Source organism: Megasphaera sp. NM10, assembly GCF_000417505.1.
Lineage (GTDB): Bacteria > Bacillota > Negativicutes > Veillonellales > Megasphaeraceae > Megasphaera > Megasphaera intestinihominis.
The window spans coordinates 1-20,963 of sequence record NZ_APHY01000017.1 but is presented as its reverse complement, the minus strand read 5'-3'; the positions used below and the strand labels follow the sequence as shown (position 1 = coordinate 20,963).

Sequence of the window (20,963 nt, the reverse complement as noted above, 5' to 3'; positions counted from 1 at the left end):
AAGCATTTCACTCAAATCAGCCTGAGCTATCTGCGTAGTACCTTGAAACAGCTGTGTGAACGCTATGGGATAACCTATCTGGAACAGGAAGAATCGTATACTTCTCAGGCCAGCTGCCTGGATTTGGACGACATTCCCGTATACCAGCCGGATGCCCCCTATACAGGAACGTTCAGCGGGAAACGAATCCGGCGCGGCCTGTACCGTTTCGCCAACGGCAGGACGGCCAATGCCGACATCAACGGCGCCGCCAATATACTTCGTAAAAGTAAGCAGAACTTCGATTTTGAGGAACTGTGTAAGGGGCTTTTGGACAGCCCTTTGAGAATAAGGCTATCCTGATTTCAGGAGGAAACTTAAACAGCAACCTTCTCAAGAATCTCCCGCTTCTACAAGCGGGAGAGGTTCAAATTTATTTTTCATATCTGTCATGTGCGGACAGCGTCACGATTCCGACAGGGCTTCCCATTTTTCATAGGCTTCATCGAGCTGAGCCTGGGCCGCTTCATATTCTCGCGTCAATTCCATCATGGCGTCGGCATCGGTCTGGTTCTGGGGCATATTCATCTGCACTTCATACATCTTGATAGTCGCTTCCAGTTCGGCAATCTTCATCTCGATTTTTTCCAGCTTGGCCGCCTGGCCATAAGCCGGGGCCTTGGCCGGCGCTTTCACGGCCGGTGCCGGTTCCGCCTTCTTCACTGCCGGAGCTGCTGCCTTTTCCTGAGCCTGTGAGGAGCCTTGCGCTTCAGCTGCCGCCTTTTCTGCCGCTTCCTGGGCTTCACGGACCTTTTCTCGGTAATAACTGTAATTGCCGACGTATTCCGTGAGCTGCTTATGTTCCAGGACCAGCGTCCGCTGGGTAATCTTGTCGAGGAAATAACGGTCATGGGATACGACGAGGTACGTCCCGCCGAAATCCAGCAAAGCCTGTTCCAGCACTTCCCTCGTCGGGATGTCGAGATGGTTCGTCGGTTCGTCGAGGATAAGGAAATTCGGCCCCTGCAGGAAAAGCTTCAACAGGGCCAGCCGGGCCTGTTCGCCGCCGCTGAGGCTGTCGATGACCTTGAAGACATCGTCGCCGCGGAACATGAAGCGCCCCAGGACGGACCGGGCTTCTTCTTCGCCATAACTGAAATCGTTCATGATTTCATCGAGGACCGTCCAGGCCCCGTGCAAATCCGTGTGTTCCTGGGCAAAATAGCCGATATGGACGCGGCTGCCCAAGGTAATATGGCCGTCTGTCGGTTCCTTTTCGCCCATGATCATGCGGATGAGCGTCGTCTTCCCCGTCCCATTGGGGCCGATGAGGGAAGCCGCTTCGCCGCGGCGCAGGAGGAGCGATAAATGGTCGAACAACTGGCGGTCGGCAAAGCCGCCGCTGACCTTGTCCAGGACCAGGACTTTCTGGCCGCACTCTTCGACGGGCTTGAAATTGAAGTGCAGCGACTCATCTTCGGGCTGCCATTCGATGCGTTCCAGCCGGTCCAGCTGGGACTGGCGCCCGCGGGCCTGCTTGGCCTTGATGCCGGCTTTGTATTTGCGGATATATTCTTCCGTTTCGTGGATGTGTTCCTGCTGCTTCTTATAGGCCTTTTCCAGGGCCTTCTGCTGCTGGGCATGCTGCTCGACATAGCGCGAATAATTGCCCTTGTATTTAGTTACCTTGCCGTGGGACAGTTCGAGGATGCCCGTCGCCACGCGGTCGAGGAAATAACGGTCATGGGATACGATGAGGATGCCGCCGCCATAAGACAAGAGATAGCTTTCCAGCCATTCCAGCATGTCCACGTCGAGATGGTTCGTCGGTTCATCGAGGAACAAATAATCCGGCCGGCGGACGAGGGCCTTGGCCAGATTGATGCGCGTCTTCTGGCCGCCAGAAAAGCTCTGGACCGGCCGGTCCATGTCGGCTTCCGAAAAGCCCAGGCCCTGGACGATTTTCCGCGACATCGATTCGTATTCATAGCCGTCGAGCCACTCGAACCGTTCCTGCATGCGGGCATAGCGGTTCATCAAGCCTTCATCATCGGGATGGGCCTGCATGGCCTTTTCGACAGCCTTCAAATCCTTTTCCAGCTTCATGACGTCCTGCCAGGCCTCGGTAATCGTCTGGCGCAAGGTCACATCGTCGGCGTAAGTGATATCCTGCTGCAAATAGCCGATGGATTCGCCTTCGGAAACGACAAACGCCCCGTTGTCGTAGTCCTCTTCGCCCATGAGGCACTTGAGCAGCGTCGACTTCCCGGCCCCGTTGGCCCCGATGAGGCCAATCCGTTCGCCCCGGCGGATTTCAAAACTCACATCATGGAATACCGTATGCACTCCAAAAGACTTACTCAATTTCTGTACTTTAATACTACCCATCTATACAATCCTGCCCTTCCTGGCATACTGACGACAAAACAAAAAAAAGAGCCGCCCGCGACTCCTATCTTGAGCGGCTACTCCTGTAGCAATTCATGAAGGTCGACCGTCCCGCGGCAAGACCCCTTTTCACATATCTATTATACCGTCAACCCTCAATCATCGTCAAGACTCGGATTCCGATGCGGCTTTGCCGCGTCAAATTCATCCCATTTGTCATAAATTCCGGCTATGTACAGGATTCACACGGGACGCCTTAACAGGACGTCCCCTACGGTATCGCATAGAGGCGATGAAAATAATAAGCAGGCCGCAAAAAAATCCACGGCCTGCGGCCGTTTCGTAGGGGCTTCCACGTGGGAAGCCCGCTAGAGAGATTTCGCCACAGCCTAGCCGAGTATGATGGCGGGTCTTTACGAACAACGAGCTACGGCCTTTTCTCGGATTCAGATACGGCTTCGCCGCTATAAACTCAAACTGACAACGACGCTTCGGGAAACTCTCTGCGCGTAGCGGGCCGCCCGCCGCTGTCATCTATCCAGGAAATCGTCTCCTGCATCTGACGGGCCAGAATAGCTCTGGGCGGCCCCTACGGCATCGCATACAGACGATAAAAAACAAAAATAGCCGCCCAGGACTCCCCATCGTAAGCGACTATTTTTGTGGTTCTTATTCTGTTAGTACTAGTCACTCAAAGGTAGACGATAAGGTATGCCTATGATATACTAGCTTCGAAGTTCTGCCTAAAACGGTAGGCGGTTGGTCCCTTGCTTCCTAAGGAGGGATTTTGTGTGAACCCTCCAATCCATGGGAAAGGAGGGGATTTGTATGCTTCTGACTGTAGATACTTTTATTGGTATTCTCGGCCTCTGCTTAGGTGCTTTCGCGCTTGGGTATGCCATCGGATGCGCTTCAAATAGAACACAAAAATAGCCGCCCTCGATCCCACTCGTAAGCGGCTACTTTTGTAGTCATTATTTGGGGACCAACCGTCTATCGGCAGGACCTCTTTCACGTTTATTATACCGTTATCAGTTAATCTTCGTCAAGGACGAGGCTGCAATCATTCCTTTATTTCCCAGCGATTCCCTTAAAGCCCATATCAAAACAAGGGAATCGTCAATGGATTAAGGGAATCCATCTGCCATAAATTCCGGCTATCGCATAGAAGCGATGAAAACAATACACCTGTCGTAAAAAAATACGGCTTGAAGCCGTTGCGTAGGGGCTGTCCCGAAAGCCTTTTTGACCCGTCAGGTGCCGACCAGCGGGAGGTGCAGGACGGTTGCCAAAACGGACAGCCGTGGCTGGGCGGCCCGCTTTGATATTTCACCACAGCCCATTCTATTCTAATGGCAGGCTTTTACGAACTCGGATTCAGATGCGGCTTCGCCGCTATAAACTCAAACTAACAACGACGCTTCGGGAAATCCTCAGCGCGTAGCGGGACGTCTTAACAGGCGTCCCCTACGAAATCGCATAGAGGCGAAAAAAAAATAACCACGCGGCTCATAAACCGCGTGGTTATCGTATTCTTTATGGTGGAGATAAGGAGGATCGAACTCCTGACCTCTTGCATGCCATCTCCAAATTCCCGGAAAATAAGCTCAATCAGCTCCATATGTATTATTTAAATAGTACAAACAGCCCAATGTATCCAATGAGCAAAATACTTCCGGTAGCAACTGCTATACAAAAGCTAACCTTCATCGGCTAATATCAATCATCAAAAAAATTATAAATACCTATTTTAACGACTAAGCAATCTCCTAACATCATAAAATTTAAACGTAATATTTCTTCCTGAAATTCCAAAATGCACAATATATACTTACTATACATGGATAATGTTGTGATTCTTCAAAAATTTTTTAATCTGCTCTTTTATGGACTTCTTTTTCCGCATAGAAAGGTCTTTTTGCATATCCTCAAAACGTAACTCTTTCACCGGATTCTGAGGAAGAACTTTGACATGAAACTTAACAGCATGTTCCCAGTCATAGCCCTTTGGTATAATCTGAAAACTTGCATCACCTACGGCTTGTGCTACATATTCATGACGGGAAATAGACTGCAAGCATTGTCCCCCGCCAAGAATACGTTCATAAGGACCACGGTGAATTCGCTGCAACTGTAATTTTTGTCCAATATGCAGCTCAATAGGTTTCATTGAAGGATATCCTTCTCCATTCATATAAAGCTCTATTTTTTCATCGTCAGAAATCGCGTATTGGAGACGTATTGTATTGGCATCAATTTCAGGAACCAATTCTTGTTCACAATCAAAGCGTAAAAAGCCTTTTTCCTTCGACCATGTATAAATACTGTCTAGATGGCCTGAGCTTACGATAAGCCGATTACCTTCAACCCGGACATTTCCTTGCGGAATCAAGTCTCCTGCGAGGATGGGATGCACCTGATTATGTACATATGCCAATACCCGGTACGATAAAACATGACCGCTGCCATTATGGATATAGATAAGCAATTCTCGGTGCCGATGATGCGTAAAATTCCCTTCTATGACGTTCAGCCATGCTGAATCCATTTGAAAACGATATAAACAGGTCCATTGGCGTTCTTTAGAAATATATTTAACAATTAAAAAGTCCGCTTTTCCTCTTTCCCTAGGAATTCGCAAGACATAGTCATAGCTCTTAGAATCCGTAAAATGGATCGGAATAGCTTGTTTGAAGCCAGGAAAAGTTCGTTCTAACGCCGAATCAGCCTCTTTGGACAGGGTTACTTTTAGATTTTTTCTAGGCTCATTGATGCCTTTAATCATACTTTCAATCCGACCGACAGCCCTTAAAATCGCATCAAGACTGATATCCGGCACCTTCCCATCTGGGTTCAGATAACCATGCAAATAAGGCACGGACTGATGGGCGAGATTAAGTCTTTCACAAACTACCCAACAAACTGTTTCTGCTTCAAATTCCTTTGTTTCTTTGGAAAGATTAGTCCGAATGGGAATATATTCGATTTTTTCACGATTCAAATGCCCACAAAAGTAATGTCCAAGTTCATGGATAATAGTCGCAAATTTTTCTGCTGGTGACTGATTTTTATTAACGGTAATACAATAGTGGCTGATGATATCGACATTACTTTTCGAGGTATGCGAGAGTCTGGCAACATTGGTGGCGTTCCATTGTATCTGGCCGCCGTAATATGTGCCATAGTTTTCTTCCCGATAACGAATTCCCTCCTTAAGCAGGGAGCTAATAAGCGTTTGAAGCTTTGCCTCATCAATGAGTGTATCGGAATGAAATGGATGAAGAATGTACTTAGAAATGACTTCTTGCGGCATCTTCTTTCCTTCTGTATCGTCTAATTCATAGACAAAAGAAATAGGTCCAAAACGACGCAGGATAACTAAAGGACGGGCTCCCGGTTTAGGCCGACGATGATATACTTTTTGCCACGTATCCAGAGTCGCTACAAAAGCACTACCTGGTTTTTGCACTTTAACCATCATCGCATTATAAGGTGCTAAATAGGGAAATTTTCGCAACTCTCCCATATATTCCAGGAAGTCTCGTTGTGTATCAAAACGCATTACACTTTCATACAGTTGGTCAATTTCAGCAATACATTTCTCTTTATGTTCCCCTTTATCCATTACTTCCCCCCTACATTCAGCATCCCCCATAAAAAATCTTCCCTTATCAATTATATTAATACGAATAATACGTCAGCATAATATAGGACATACGATTTCCAAAGGCCAGGTATTCTCCATTCCCAATATTATAACAGCCATCGCTTTCATTTTCGCTGTTGAAATCAACTTTAGGAATGCGATTCATATGATATGCTTGTACAAATTCAGACGGAGTATTAGAGCAATTTAAACCCGAGTTATTTAGTACTGTGTTGCTGCCACGTAATAGGATAATTCTGTCGACACAATCACCGTCAAAGGTTACTACGATTTTTTTATCGGCATAATACCAGCCAGGCATTCTCCAGTAAGGCTGCAAATCTCCTGTTTGTGAAGGGGTTCCTAATACGGCTTTGACTTCATCAGGCGTCATTCCCAGATGGATGCCGGCAACGGATTCACTAAAGGGAATTTGGGCAACCCGGTGCAGCATCTGCGAATCATTAACTTTCAGACGGTCCATGTTATCATGCCGTACATACCACGAAAAATGCATTAAACGTTCCCCTGTACTTTCCAAAATACGGAAATTAGCACCGCCATTACCTGAAGCTCCGGCGAGATCATATACCGTCAATATTTTGCAGCCATTAATATACCCGTCTTGTATCTGTAATACCAGATTGCCATTATGATCGTACCAATTACCATCAATTGCCTTTAAAATTTTCGCGACAGATTGTGGCGATTCGGGACGGAAATTAGCAGCTTGGCTGATATTTATACTAGTGCATGCCAAAAGAATTATCCCCATAAAAAAACTGAAAAATCTTTTCTTAACGTTCATTTCGATTCCTCCCATCCTGAAAATATGTACAGCACGCTTCTACTATATAGTATAGTTTCGATATACGTCATGTAAATCCTGCTAAATCCACCTGAAGCATAGCATCATTCTACTCCCAAGGCTTTAAAGACAGCATCTTCAGGATTACTATAAAATATCAGTTGAAAACTTCCGATTAATTCAGGTGGTACCGTTCCCAAATCGGCGGCGGATGTAATGGGAAGCAGGACTTTTTTTGCGCCCGAGTCGAGGCATACTTGCAAGGTGTTGGCCAGTTCGTCGACTTTCATAAGTGTACCGCTGATACTGATTTCACCAAGGGCGACGAGGGAGCTTTGGACGGGTTTGTTCAGGGCGATGGAGCAAATAGCGATGAGCGTCGGGAGCGCTAAGCGATGGGTCATACCGATGCCTTGAAGGTCCTGGTAGTTGATGATATAGTCTTTGGCGGTCGTCGAAATGCTGCCGCTGATACGCCTGCCATTGGCTTTTAGGTAGTTATAGGCAGTGTTGACGGCTTCTTTGCATTCTCTGTCGCTGCCGATGCCGGTGCGTTCAAATTTCCCGCTGCCCGGCAGCATCTGGCTTTCCAGGCGGAATACGCCGATCATGTTGTTTTTCCCATGGGAAACGGTATAGACCTGCCCGGGATTGCAGAGGCCTTCAGGAATGAGTTTGCCGCCGCCTTGTTCCGGCACGGAGACATAGTGTTCTTCAAAGGTTTCGTTGTCGATGTAGGAAAAATTCACGTCGTAGAATTCCATGCCGCCTAGCTTTTTGAGCTGTTCTTTGACGCGGCGGCGCATCTCCAGCGCCATTTGCAATACTTCTTCTACTTCGTCTTTGCTAAAACGGCCATCCGGGTACAGCAACTTGATGTATCCGCCGACCATCTTGCGGACCGCAATAGTATCGCGCTGGTTCAGATTTTTCCCCAACCGGAAATAGGCATCCAGGGCGTCACCATACTGCTCTTTTCGCAGTTCTCGCATGAATCCAGCCAGATAATCAGAAATGAATCCGTAATCGTCGGTGAAATGTTCAGGCCGGAATTTAGGGATTTCCCAACCAGGGTTGTAGCCATGGATACGGTCGAGGAAAGCCGTGTCCGTTCCCATTTCTGGCGGGAACGGGTCGAACAGGCTCGACGTTTTCAGCAGGACATCGACAGACTGGTTGATATTGCCGACAAAGACCATCGATGCCGAAGCCGCTTTTTCTTCCTTGCCCCGGGCAAAGGATCCCGATGCCATATAGTCTTTCATGATCTGGATGCCATCCTTGTCCTTGAATTTGATGCCGGCTACTTCATCAAAGGCCACACAGTCCCACAGGCCGACCAGTCCAATCTGATGGCTGGCCATGTTGTAAAAGAGGTTGGCTACCGTCGTCTGGCCGCCAGAAACGAGGATACTGTTCGGTGAAATTTCCTTGTATATATGTGATTTCCCTGTACTGCGCGGTCCCAGCTCACAGAGATTGAAATTATTTTCCACAAGCGGAATCATACGTGTAAGGAGCAGCCACTTTTCACGATATGACAGAGAGTCCGGCTCCATACCGGTCGAGCGCAGCATGACATCCATCCATTCTTCTTTAGTAAAAGCCTGACGGCCGCGCTTTAATTCATCCATGTCAACATGAGGCATCTGGATGGGCGTCAGATTGCGGATACTAATAGGATAGATGTTCTTCTGTCTTCGGTTATTTGACTGAGGGCTGTTTTCATTGGGCAGAATGATATCCAGGTTCTCCGTTCCTTCTGCGTCATAATTCAACTGTACGATGCACCATATACCGCCGCACAAAAGGCGGTCGTATTTTTCCGGGTATTCATCAGCAATGGGGATTCCGGTCAGGCCCAGATTGGAAAATGAGGCTTCATAATAATCCTGCTTGATATTCAAGCTGACCGTAATCATATCGATGACGGTGTGGCTGCCGTGCTGACGCAGGACCGAGAGTACTTTCTGCGCTTCATCGGGGCGCACAAAATTGGCAGATAAAATCTTTTTTACGTTTTCCACTCCCGCTTTGACGATTTCTTCATCGTCAGAGCTGCAATACTGACCTAATAGAAATTCCAAGACGTACACAGGGACATTGGCCCCTTCTTTGATTTTTTTCGTCAAATCCTTGCGGACGATTTTCCCTGGGAAATGAGTCTTCAATTTCTGGCGGATTTCTTCCCGGTTGGTGGTTCCACCTGCTGTCTCCATATCAATCCTTCCTCTCTGCGTTCATCACAAATCAAAGCCAAAATCTCCAGCAAAGGGAAGATCCATAATGAACGGATGGCGGAATACGTCTATGCCCGTTTCCGCGTCTTTGATGACCAGGAAATACGACTGGCTGACATCATACTCCTGATTTTTGAACGTAAAGCGGATCCGGAATGTCCGCTTGGCCGGGTCTTCTTCCCGGCTGTCAGCCACATGTGTGATTTCATTAGAAACAGGCTGGCTTTCGGCATCTACAAAACCAATCAGATACGTGGCTTCTTTGACAGTCTCCCCGACCGGTTCCGACTGGATGAAATCCAGCGTCGTAATGAGATTGGTAATCTTACTGATGGTGTTGATGAAGCGGATTTTTACCGTCCGCACATCCGCTTTGCCTCGTTCCATATGGACATCAATGACCGGGACCAGCATTTCCTGCGGCGAAGAACCACCGTGTACATAATTCTGACCGCCGCTGCCCCGCGTTTTGAAGACACTTGTCCCAATGGGGAAAGAAACCATGCGGTTGTCCTCGTTCCCCAGCAGATAGCCGAGATTCAGGTTCTGTACACCATCTTCTTGAATTCCTTCCTGCGAGATGATGTAACGCCGTTTCACAATATCATGATGATGAACGTTGCCGATTTTATCCGATTCCTGCACCTTATTGCGCTTGTAAATGAACCCATGGTCTGCCGTCACGATGAAATGATGTGTATTAGCCCCGTTATGGACTTTCTCGATGAAATCCAGGATTTCTTTCACGGCTTCTTCACAGGCCTGGAACACTTCATCCTCGGCATGTTCGCCGCGGACATCAATCTGGTCATGATATACGTAAATGACTTGCTGGCCTGTAAAAATATCCCGCATATCCCGTGTTTTCATGTGTTTCAAATCATCAAAGGATACACAGCGGGCCAGCGGCTGCCGAGCCTGTAATGCTTTTTCCCGGCTCTGGATATCGATACAGTATGCCCCGTCGACGAGTTCTTTCCCTTCCGGGGACAATTCCAGCTTCCGATGGGGCAGGAGAGCCGACATGCCTAGCCGGGTATATGATGGTAAGGTGCTGAGCATAGCCTCAATTTTCACTTCACTGCGGGGATTATCGCCCAGGCGGTCAAAGAGTTCCCGCCCTGTTTCATAACGCATCGCATCGGAAATAATGACTACGACCCGGTCTTTACTGTTAGCTACATAATGGTCATAGAAATCACGTTGCAGGGGAATCACCGACAAAGCCTTATCTTCCATGATTCCCGCATTCCATTCCGGCAATAATTTGCCCAAGTATTCATTAGTGTATATATTTTCAATCAATATACGCAACGGTTCATAAGCACTGGCATCAGCAAGTCTATCTAAGTGATAATAAAAATGGCGATAATCTGTATCAACCTGGTACAAATGATTTTTATAGTCTTTGATGATATTCTGGAAACCATCAGGATATGACTGTCTTGTCAACATTTCCAATCTGATGGCACAGATAAACATGTCATATATATGTTCCCGCTGTTGGCCGAAATGTGTCTTTTTGCGAAATTCACAGAGTGCCAGAATACGATAATCACCCAAATGCGCATCCACGTCTTCAGATTCCAGCCGACCGGCGATCCACTGGATCAGCAGCGTATCGACATCAGCAAAGCAGCCGCAGGCAATTAAGCTTTCCAGAGGGTACGTTTTCAGTGAATCTGCGACATGGAGCTGCTGGCTGGCAAAGAGCGATAGCCTATCAAAAACAGCCTGATAAACGACGCTGTTCATCATGCTGTCCAAGAAAGCAATGGCATTGCCGGTCTTGCGCATTTTGAAAGGTTCCCAACTATTGGGTACGGGTTCCATGATTTCATGAGCGGCACAGGTCACAAACAGAGCCAGTACCAGCTTGGCTATGCTTGGATTTTCCCAGGCCAGGCCAAAATGGCGGGCGCACAAATCCCAAAAAGAATCCATCAAATCATACCGGGCTAATTCGTCAAAAATCCGATGGTTTTCCTGGCTTTCTTCATCAAGGACGATGCGCAGTGCTTCTTCGAGTGAACACGTCCGGGCGCCTGCCAGAGCACATATCATACCTAGGCGAATCGTCGTTCCATCGTACTGGCTGATACCCAGATCATAAAACTTCTTCGTCCGCTCCTTGTTGGCAAAAAAGCGAATATGCGCCTCCAGGACCGGCTTCCATTCTTCACCGATGCCGAGGTCGACAGCGAGCAAAGAAGCCCGGTCTGCGTAAAATTGCCGCGAGTAGAGCAGTATATCTTCCAAATGGTTCTCGTGGACATCGGGCTTGGAGAATGGGGCATAAATAAGGTAATTCGTGGTTCGGTCTTCGTGTTCGAGGAAGAGTTTGGTAGCAAACTGATTATCCGGCATAAGATGCAGGATTTTTGCGTTATCCAGTTGCAATGAATCTACATCTTCGGCAAATTCAGCCCGATCATCATACCAAAAGACCAGTTTCCGGTTTTCGTCTCCACTCGTACGAAACTCTTCATTAAGTCTGTCTTCTATTTGCTTGAGATTTAATTCTGCCATAGTTCACTCGTTCCTCAAAAGATAATTAAAAGATAATCAAAAGATAGCCAATACCTTTTGAACCGCTTAGTTATCCGCTTTTTTTTGCGTTCTCTCGCGTATAAATTTCGAAGTTCACAAGATATTCAAAAGATAGCGCTATTGTTCATGATGCCATTCCGTAAGGTATTCGTGCCAGAGGGCGTCTTTGGCCATGATAGCTTTGGAGTCGGCCAATACTTCGTAAAATTTACCGTCCCGGCCGGTCTGGACTTTGCGGTAGTTGATTTTGACGCCATCGTCCAGGTCGAGGTGAATCTGGTCCAGGGCCAGGTGGCCCAGCTTGGCATCATAGTCCTGACATTCTTTGATCTGCTTCTTCATCTTTTCCAGCCGCTTTTCCGCTACCGATACTTCATGGGCCGAATGGCTGTGATCGATAACATCCTGCATGCGGTTGACTTCATTGCTGTAAATCCGTTCCATGCGGTGGAGATAATCGGCACGGACGCGCCCTATGGTGTTTTCATCGTAGCGATGGAGATAGACGAGAGCCTTAAAGCCGTTCTCCTTACCACTGTCAAAGAGCCAGTAAATCGGCCGTTTCTGATAAGTCTTGCAATGGTCCTTGTAGAAGTTCTTGAGGAAATAGTTGCGGAGCTTTTCTCTGGAAGTAGTACCCCTGGTTCCCAGGGCATCGGTGAGGAATTCCAGGTTGGCTTCGAAGTTTTCCCGGCCGAAGGCCTTTTTCAGCCAAGCACAGATGAAGGACGACAAGTCGTCATCAAAGTATTCTTCGTCGGTAATAGGCACGACGTTGTCGTTGTCAGGAATAAAGGTCTGGTATTTACCGGCATCCCATTCGCCGCCAGCATAGGCCAGCCCCGGCGTATCCAAGGAATAACGGCCGAAAAGGCAGCCTACAGCATAGGACAAGAGGGACTTCATGACGTCTTCCTTGGTTAGGACATAATTGCTGCCGACCATGGATTCCGGCACATCCTTCTTTCGGTCGAACACTTTGTGGACGGTGATGTCCTTATCCGCCACCTCTGGGGTCAACTCGTTCTGGAGACCATACAGATTGATGAATATTTGGTTCAGTTTCTGCTCATTGTTCTGGAGCGCAACGAACCGGTTATTACAGGCTGCCTTGAAATCCAGGTAACATTCCTCTAGGGTGATACTTTTACTTTCTCCTGGCATGTAATTCATTAGGTCGGACATTCTTTTTTTGACCAAGGGATAGTACTGGAAATCCCAAGAAGTTTCTAAGGAATTCCAGTCGGCTTTGGAAAGAGCGATTGACTCTCTACAAATTTCACTGGCTTGCTGAATTACTTCGTCTTTGCTTATTAATGGTAAGGATTTTAAATTACCAGCTTGAAAATTCAATGTTGGATTTAATATTTTGATTAGATAATCTGCTGTAGTCGAGGATAAAAAGCCCAAAACATACATTAATTTATTATCGTCACAAAATAATGTTGATCCTGCAACATCAAATAAAAAACCTGAAGGAATATACCGTACCCCAAAGTTGCTTGAACTAATAAATGTCCACGTAATACCTTTATGAAAGTAGAAATTATAACCCCCATTTTCTCTGTGACCAGGCGTTTCGTTCATGCGTTTCCTTCCATCTTTATCAAACCAAAGAACAAATCTTTGATTTCCAAACCATTTTCTATAATCACCACCTTTGTTATAGGGAAAAAATTTTTTCTTGCTCATTTCTAACTCTTTGCAATTATTAATTGTAAAGTCTATTAAATTATTATTAACTTCCCACCAATTTCGAATAAAAATATCATTTTTCCCAGTTCCCATTCCAATTTTAACTTGGCAACAACTGCCTATCTTTAAACCTTTAATAAAATCCCCTAATATATTTTTACTTACCCAATACGCCACAGGACTTCCAGGAATCTTAGCAAAATTTTCTTGCTGGCTTACATACCTATTTTGCGCCGATAAAAATATTGCTTCTTTGCCCTGTTGTGTCGTTGGCTCGATAAGCCGGCAATATTCCCCTTGGTATCCGTTTGAAAATTCGTTTCGTAGAACAAAGCTGGTAGTTTGTACGACCTCACCGCCGATTTCTTCAAAAGCACGCGGGCCAAGATGAGCCATATTAACGATCATCTTTTGCAATATCTTTTCCCTCAGCTTTTCATAACTAGAGAGAAACATCCAAGCGTGCTGGGTAATCATGGCCTGATAACCGTTCGGCTTAATCATAGCCCCACATTGTTCAATGAAGACGGCAAAGAGGTCGCTCTTGCTGTCGGGATAGTTGTCCTTGACATACTTCGACAACTTGGCATCCATGCCGCTACTGCCCATATAAGGCGGATTAGTCACGACGACATCATATTTCTTAGATAAGATTTTGGCTTGACGGATGAGTTTTGGCATTTTGTCGGCCATTTCTGCACTCCAAGCGGCAAAGAGGATGTTTTCCGAACCCTTTTGCCGGATTTCTTCCAGATAGTCCTGAAGATTGTCATAATCTGTCGGCTCGACCTTGAAGATGGAGCCATATTCTTTGGCATCATGGAACAGGTCAATCAATGCATCCGCCTGAGCAATATAAGTTTGGTCTAGTGTCAATTGGCCAAAATCACTGCCGGAAAAAGCTTTCCACGTAGATAAGCCATTGCTTTCTTCGATGGCATAGACATGGGGCTGGATGCCCCGGCTCAGGAAACGTCGGTCATACTGGCGGGCTTTCATTATGACGGCAAAATAAGCCAGCTGGGCAGCCCGTTCATCAATATCGAGGCCATAAAGATTATGTTCGACAATACTGATGGCGGCATCACGGTCACGATAGCCCCGGCTCCGATAGATTTGCATGAGCACATCAAACATATAGACCAGGATATGGCCACTGCCACAGCAGGGATCAAGACAGGTCAGGTCTTCCGGATTGAGCTTACTGTGTTCAGCATATATCTGATTCAGCTGTTCCTGGACGGGTTCTTGTTGTTTCGCTTCGTCGAGATAATATTTCCATTGCTCTTTGAGAGCTTCATTGGGATGGCCTTCTATCCACAACCGTCCCAGGGAATTTTCTACCATGTAGCGGACGATCCAGTCCGGCGTAAACAGCTGGGTAGCAGCCGGGATATCTTCTTTCTTTATTTTTTCACTGCTCTTACGGGCAAAGACTTTGTCCTTCGGTTCTGTATTGTAATACTGATAGAGCCAGCCGATAATCTGCACCTGGTCCCGGAAATCGTCTTCGGGGATATCATGGACGAGATGCCAGACGACGCCGTCCCGGTCAGAAATGGAGAGGGTAAGCAAGAGTTCCGTATAATCGGCGATTTTTTCAAACAGCATGGGGAGGGGTTCATTCAGGGCATTGCATGTCTTGATGAACAGCATACGGAACAGGTCATCGGTCTGGTTATTCATTTTCCAGTCTACAATCTGCCGCGATTCATCTTCGCTGAAGGTCAGGTCCGAATCAAAAGGCGATGTCACCAAATCCGGTTCGATTTTATCCGGGTTATCCGAGGACAATACCCGGATATGGCCAGGCAGGTAATCATTGACTTCCATGAACCGGATGGCAATGAGGCGGTTGAACCAGGTATAGGCCGTTTCTTCCATGATTTGGGAAAATGCATCCTCATAGGGGATATCTTTGGCTCTTTCCTTGATGACGGCCACGAGATTTTTCCGCTGGGCAATTGCATTTCCCGTAACGGTGGCCGGTTCTTTCAAGCCGATGTCGAAGAATTGGGCATCCGCTGCAGACTGGGGGAGCAGTTCCTGTATTCCTTTATCGGTGATGCCCAGTAGACGGGCTTTATATACGCTGTCGGCGATGAGCTTATTTCTCGCCCAGATGGCAAATTTCTTTATGGCCGTTTTATCCATGATATCCCTGTCCTTCCTGATTAAAATTCAACGTTGACGATGGTGTCTTTATCCAGTTCGCTCAGCAATTTCTTCCGCAAAGCTTCGACATAGGCATCGACATCCTGAGGCGATTCCAACCGCCACGAAGCCGTCCCGGTCATGGCCTTGATGGTTACGTTCTTTGTCTTTTTGATAGGCGGCGTAACTTTAGGCGTGTTTTCTTCCGTTCCGAACTGGCCCGGAGCATTCTTTTTGTTCCTTTCGGCCTGTTCCTGTACCAGTTTATTATCCTTTTCGGTCATTTCATCAAGCAGGCGGATTTTCAATGCATCGGCCTGGTCGGCAAAGCTGCGCAATGTCGATACGTTATTGCACCGTTCCACTCTTCGCAGCAGATCATCGAACTGGTGGGTATAGGAATCTTTCTTTTCTTCCTGATAGGATTTTTCCCGCAGTACATCCATGACGCGTTGACGAGAACTATAGATAGAATCGCGGACTGGTTTTTCCTGTTCATCCAGGACCGCACTATAAAGCGTCCCAAATGTATTCAGCAGTTCCGGCAGGCGGGGAATATACTGGTATGGATTATCTTCGTACAGAATCCGCTTGATTTCTTTTACCGTGTCTTCCAATTCTCGGTTGACGATATAGTTTTTGCTGTCATCATAAATCTTCATCGAGCTCAGGGCGTTATCGAAAATATGCTTTTGTTCGCCCTGGAAAAATCCCTGGATTGGTTCATAATCTTCGGCAAAATTGAACAAATCGTCTTTTGCATCAACGATTTCTTTATAAAATTCTTTCGTAGACCGTGTTGCCAGGATATCCTGCAATAGCTGGATTCCCTGTCTGATTACGTCTTTTCCCGGATAGGCATCATTATTTTCATAATATACCTGTACTTTTTCTAATTGGGACAGCAATTTCTGGAATCCATTGCGGGTATGCTGCATCAGTTCGTCTTCATCGTCTGTTGCCGGAGTGATTTGCAGCAGTGCCCGCATAATGGCTTTACACGTATTTTTATCCTTGCTGGAGATGCGAATTTTCTGTTCCATCATCATGTTTTCTACGAATTGTTTCTTCGTGATATAGCTGATGATTTCATCTTTCGTTTTATTCATCAGGCTGACCGGAGCCCCATTGACAGTAAAAGCAATATCCCCCTGACGGAACAGCTGGGCTACGAGGTATTCTACATCGTCTTCGACAAATCCATAAGGAGCTTTCATGAAACGGTCTTTGACAGATTTAAGGGAGGTTTTCAGGTGTGCCTGAGAATTCATCTGGATATAGGCCCGTACGTCATCCAGAGCCAGTTGGTTGGCCTGGCGCGTCTGGCCTAGATTGAGCGCAGTCTGTCCGTTTTGGTCAAACAATCTGCGTATGCTGCTTTCATCAAAAGGTGTATCAATGTAATATAATTTATTGTATACTTTATCGACAAGGTGATGCAATGCGTCCTGAATGCGGACATTGACATCTTTGGCCTTGATATCCGCTGGGCTGCCGTTAATGTAGATGGTGGCATTCTTCAGATTTTCCATCAGGAATAAGCGGGCATTGTCATAGCGTTCCCGCATTTCCAGCCGTTTTCCTTCCTTGATGCTTTCGTACTGCACCATCGAGGCCGTCGTATTGCGGCGCAGGAATTTTTCGATTTTCAAGTACGTCTGGATTTCATCCATAAAGGCCCGGTCATTGGGCAGAGCTATCAGGACATCTGGCTGTGCGATGGATAAAGAAGCCAGCATAGCGTCATCGGTAATGTCCGAAGCCGGCGTCAGGATATGGATACCGATATCGTTGCCTTTTGTTACTTTATAGGGGTATTCATCGACGGTCTGATTGAAGCTGAATGTATAGCGTCCGTTGAATTTAGGATAGCGGTATTTTTTGTCCGTGAAGATATCTTCAAAGACCATTTCCGATATTTTGTGAATGACATCGGCATTGTCGATATCTTCGCTTTCGATTTCCCGGTTAATTTCCTGTTCTTCGTTGGTCAAGAATACATAGGATTCACCATTTTTCTGTACCAGCATCTGGCGGATCAGGACTTTCAGAGCCTCTTCGACGTTTCCCTTCAGGGTAATCCGGTCTTCCTCGAGATTATCCATCATGAGTGTCGTAATATTGTCGATATTCGGCGTTATATCCTGTACGTATTTGATGAGGAACAGTGTTTTTAGTACGTTAATGGCAAAGACATCGCCGGTCTTGTGATCTGGGTTAATATAGTCATTTTCGTAAGCTTTAATGATGACACTGCGATGGCTGTGGTCGAGGAAATTTTCCATCGGCGTGTAGAAGGCATAGAACGGGATAATCGTGCCTTGCTGTTCATGCATATAGGCAACGGCCGATTCTTTGAACATGGCCAGCATGGAGCGTTCCCCTTCGGACAGGTGCTTGCCGGAAGCGCCGTGGGTCCGGATGGCGGTCAGGACAGAACCGAGCAGATTGAACTGATACGGGATGAACGGATAGACGGCGGCAAAATCGTCTTTTCCTGTGTAGAGCTTGCGTTCCACCGAGTCGGTGAAGACAATCTTGTTCTTGATAGTCGTTTCTTCCTGGCCGTACAGGAGCCGCAGTATCTGGGCGGCGGTATCGTTCTTTTCCAGGATACGTTTTTTGATGACGGCATCGACATTGGCCGAAGACAGGGACAGGCGGGTATCAAAGCGGCCCTGGATTTTGGAGAAATCGTTGCCTTTGACTTTGATAATAGAATCGATGTCCTGCTGGGAAGTGACGATGACCCAGACTTTGCCATTGCAGGCGCTGCCCAGATCTTCGGTCACGGTCTGCAAGTTGAGCATGAGATTGCGGTCGTCACCGATATACTGGCCGACTTCATCGACGAGGAACACGACATGATGGTTATGGCCTTTTTCGTCGATATACTTTTTGACGCGGCCGGCAAATTCTTCGATGGAGATGCGATAGGGCTGGATGGCTTTCTCACACCAGTTCCGTGCCGATTCTTCCGACATGACCCCCATCTCAACCAGGACATCGACAATATCGTCCTGGACGAAGTCGAATTCATGTCGCGCATCTTCCCACGCTTCGCCACTGGCAGCGGCAAATTTCTGTTTGAATTCGTCGTAGCGGCCTTTTTCCGTCAGATTGCGTTCCAAGTCGGCTACATAGGGAATCGTGCCGCAGAATCCCTGCATTTCGTTGAAGACTTTGAGGAAGACGTTGACAATGGCGTCCTTATCCTTTTTGCCATTGGAGTCGCTCTTGGAGTCGATATTAAAAAGGACGACATCTGTCGGCGTTTCGGCGGCCAGTTTCATATCGGCCAGCACCATCGGATCTTCGATTTTATGATCATCGATGAAGTAGTCAATGGCTCTTTTACCACCGACTTTGGTATTATCTAGCAGATAAGAAAAGATTTTTAACAGGTGCGATTTACCACTGCCAAAGAAGCCGGAAATCCAGACGCCCATCTTCGGCGTCGTCCCGTTGATTCCTTTCTTGTAGGCAGCAAAAAAATCGGCAAAGTGTTTTTGCAGTTCCTTCGTCACGACGTATTCTTCCAGCTCCTGCCGGATATTTTCATTTTCAATGTCGCCGACCTTGATGACACCTTGCAGGTCACGGTCGATGGGTTTGGCAAACATATCTTTAATTTCCATGATTCATCCCTCTTTAGCGGGCTATGCGGAATGCCCGGTAATAGCTATCTTCCACAAATTCATTAAAAACCACCAGCTCTTGCTCCGTATAGGTTCCCGGATAAAACAGGATGACCGGCGTGGCGGCAAATTTTTGCGGCAAATTGTAAAGTATTTTATTGAACACTTCCGGCGCTTCCAGAATAGGGTAGCATTTGCCAATTCCCGTAATCAGGACAACGGCGTTTTCCGGCGTATGTTCTTCCATATAGTGGACTAGGTAGTTATCTTTGTCGGTAATCCGCAGCATCCGCTGTATAGCCGTTACGACACGCTGGATACCGCCTCGGCTTTCCAACTTCTTGGTCTTTTCAATAAAGCCTTTTTCCGTTAATCGGTCGATGATGATATCGTATAAATCATATATAATTAATTCGTAATCATCAAAACCTTTGCGATTGTGTTTCTTCAGCCATTCAATATGACTGCGGACTTCCAGTTCCTGTTCCGGCGGATAGTCGAATACCCAGTAGTTGACCTCATTGGCTTTGCCGGTAGACTGTCGGAAGGAAGGCACCTTGATTTTTTCGTCCATCTCGGCAAACCGTTCGGAAAGGCTGCGGCGGTTTTTATAATATTCACGCGATATTGTCTGTGCTGCCATGCTGATCAAACTCCCGTCAATGCTTTGATAATCGGTTCCAGGTGCTGCTGGACCAGCCAAGTTTCAAAAGCCGGATCCAGGATGGGTTTGAATAATTTCCGCGTCTTCTGGCCCCGGTCAGAAAGGCCAGCTCCCAAAAGATAGCTTTTATAGGTTCGCCCCAGGCGTTGCAACGTCTGATCCGTCCAGGTCGCGGCTTTGCTGTCTTGTAGTTGTTTGTCACGGAAAAAAATCCGTACATCCCGGTCGTTCAGCTCATTCGTCCCCATCAGGATTTTTTCTCTGAACACCTCATACATAAAATCAAAAAAGAGGCTTTCATGCATCATGATAGCGGTTAAATTGACCAACTTCTGTGTCGCCAGATCCGACTGCTGGAATAGCGGATAAATGCTGGCATCCAGCTCCTGAATCCGTGCTGTCACTGTTTGATACATCATTGCGGCCCGGGCCGGCGTCGAAGCATTGAAAAAATTTTTATCAAGACAAGCCGACTTGATTTCATCCAAACTCAGACCCTTAGAAATCATAGCGATTTCTTTACGGAACTCAGGAAACCAGAAAGCAAATTTAACAGCCCCGGCACTATACGGTTTACGATTCATGATTTCACCTCTATACACCTGTCACAAATTACCTTAACACACATTATTAGCAGCACTTTACAACTTTTACGCTGCCTCGGAAGTTGACAAAACTAGTTTACACAAGGCCTGCACTAAGTCCGTTGGATTTTTTGCGGATTGGGCTTTAGAGACTAAAGTGCCTAAAAATATTTCACGCTGTATTTGCCAGCTTATATGGCTTCGCAGCTCTTGTGGACTGGTGTTTTGGTACTTCGCAAAATGCTCGTCCAGATACGGCAGCATTTTCAGGCTGCTGTGAACGAGGTTTATCAAATTCACCATGTGTTCAATGCCATTTTGGCGGCGAATCCGGTAGGCATTCAGCGACCAGAAGGCCTTCTGCTCATAGTAGTTGGTTTCGATGGCCCAACGCAGCTTGTACAGCTTCAAAGGATAATAGTCCATGCCTTCTGCCGGTGCGTCCCGTAGGATCTTTCGTTCCTGCCAGGCGCAGCTCATATGCAGGGCACCGGGGTCCAAGGTACTGAAGAAAAGCCGCCGGGAGCCAGATGTAGTGCAGCTGACATAGGCGTGGATACGGCGATTCCCGCAGATATGGGTCAAAACAATCCGATGGCCGACCTGCATGCCAATCA

General features: G+C 47.0%; 10 protein-coding genes and 1 pseudogene. 1 reads left to right on the top strand and 10 read right to left on the bottom strand.

Features of this window, described 5'->3' with window-relative positions:
- Positions 1-342: zinc ribbon domain-containing protein (locus tag NM10_RS04025; protein WP_020310328.1), on the top strand; the 342-nt coding region annotated here is incomplete at its 5' end.
- 102 nt (positions 343-444) lie between these two features.
- On the opposite strand, the gene NM10_RS04020 is transcribed toward NM10_RS04025, so the two are convergent.
- From NM10_RS04020 to NM10_RS03975, 10 genes and pseudogenes are all read right to left on the bottom strand, one after another.
- Entirely contained in the window at positions 445-2,367 is a 1,923-nt protein-coding gene (locus tag NM10_RS04020; RefSeq protein ID WP_036200694.1) for an ABC-F family ATP-binding cassette domain-containing protein, read from the bottom strand.
- A 1,834-nt stretch (positions 2,368-4,201) separates the two neighbouring features.
- The gene (locus NM10_RS04015; RefSeq protein ID WP_239639600.1) at positions 4,202-6,022 is read right to left on the bottom strand and encodes an ImmA/IrrE family metallo-endopeptidase; all 1,821 of its coding nucleotides are present in this window, start codon (positions 6,020-6,022) and stop codon (positions 4,202-4,204) included.
- Between the two features lie 25 nt (positions 6,023-6,047).
- Complete coding sequence (locus NM10_RS04010) at positions 6,048-6,821, bottom strand: hypothetical protein (RefSeq protein ID WP_020310325.1); 774 nt, start codon at positions 6,819-6,821, stop codon at positions 6,048-6,050.
- 104 nt (positions 6,822-6,925) lie between these two features.
- On the bottom strand, positions 6,926-9,040 hold the full coding sequence (gene brxL, locus NM10_RS04005) for a protease Lon-related BREX system protein BrxL (protein WP_020310324.1): 2,115 nt from the start codon (positions 9,038-9,040) through the stop codon (positions 6,926-6,928).
- A 24-nt stretch (positions 9,041-9,064) separates the two neighbouring features.
- On the bottom strand, positions 9,065-11,590 hold the full coding sequence (pglZ, locus tag NM10_RS04000; protein ID WP_020310323.1) for a BREX-1 system phosphatase PglZ type A: 2,526 nt from the start codon (positions 11,588-11,590) through the stop codon (positions 9,065-9,067).
- Positions 11,591-11,728: 138 nt separating this feature from the next.
- On the bottom strand, positions 11,729-15,460 hold the full coding sequence (gene pglX / locus NM10_RS03995) for a BREX-1 system adenine-specific DNA-methyltransferase PglX (RefSeq protein WP_020310322.1): 3,732 nt from the start codon (positions 15,458-15,460) through the stop codon (positions 11,729-11,731).
- Between the two features lie 20 nt (positions 15,461-15,480).
- Positions 15,481-19,098, bottom strand: a complete 3,618-nt coding sequence (brxC, locus tag NM10_RS03990; RefSeq protein ID WP_020310321.1) for a BREX system P-loop protein BrxC — start codon at positions 19,096-19,098, stop codon at positions 15,481-15,483.
- A gap of 13 nt (positions 19,099-19,111) precedes the next feature.
- Positions 19,112-19,741 carry a DUF1788 domain-containing protein gene (locus tag NM10_RS03985; RefSeq protein ID WP_020310320.1) on the bottom strand — a complete coding sequence of 210 codons (630 nt, stop codon included), beginning with the start codon at positions 19,739-19,741 and terminating at the stop codon, positions 19,112-19,114.
- Between the two features lie 5 nt (positions 19,742-19,746).
- The gene (locus tag NM10_RS03980) at positions 19,747-20,346 is read right to left on the bottom strand and encodes a DUF1819 family protein (RefSeq protein WP_020310319.1); all 600 of its coding nucleotides are present in this window, start codon (positions 20,344-20,346) and stop codon (positions 19,747-19,749) included.
- A 66-nt stretch (positions 20,347-20,412) separates the two neighbouring features.
- Positions 20,413-20,963: pseudogene (locus tag NM10_RS03975) on the bottom strand (IS701 family transposase); the annotation flags it as partial.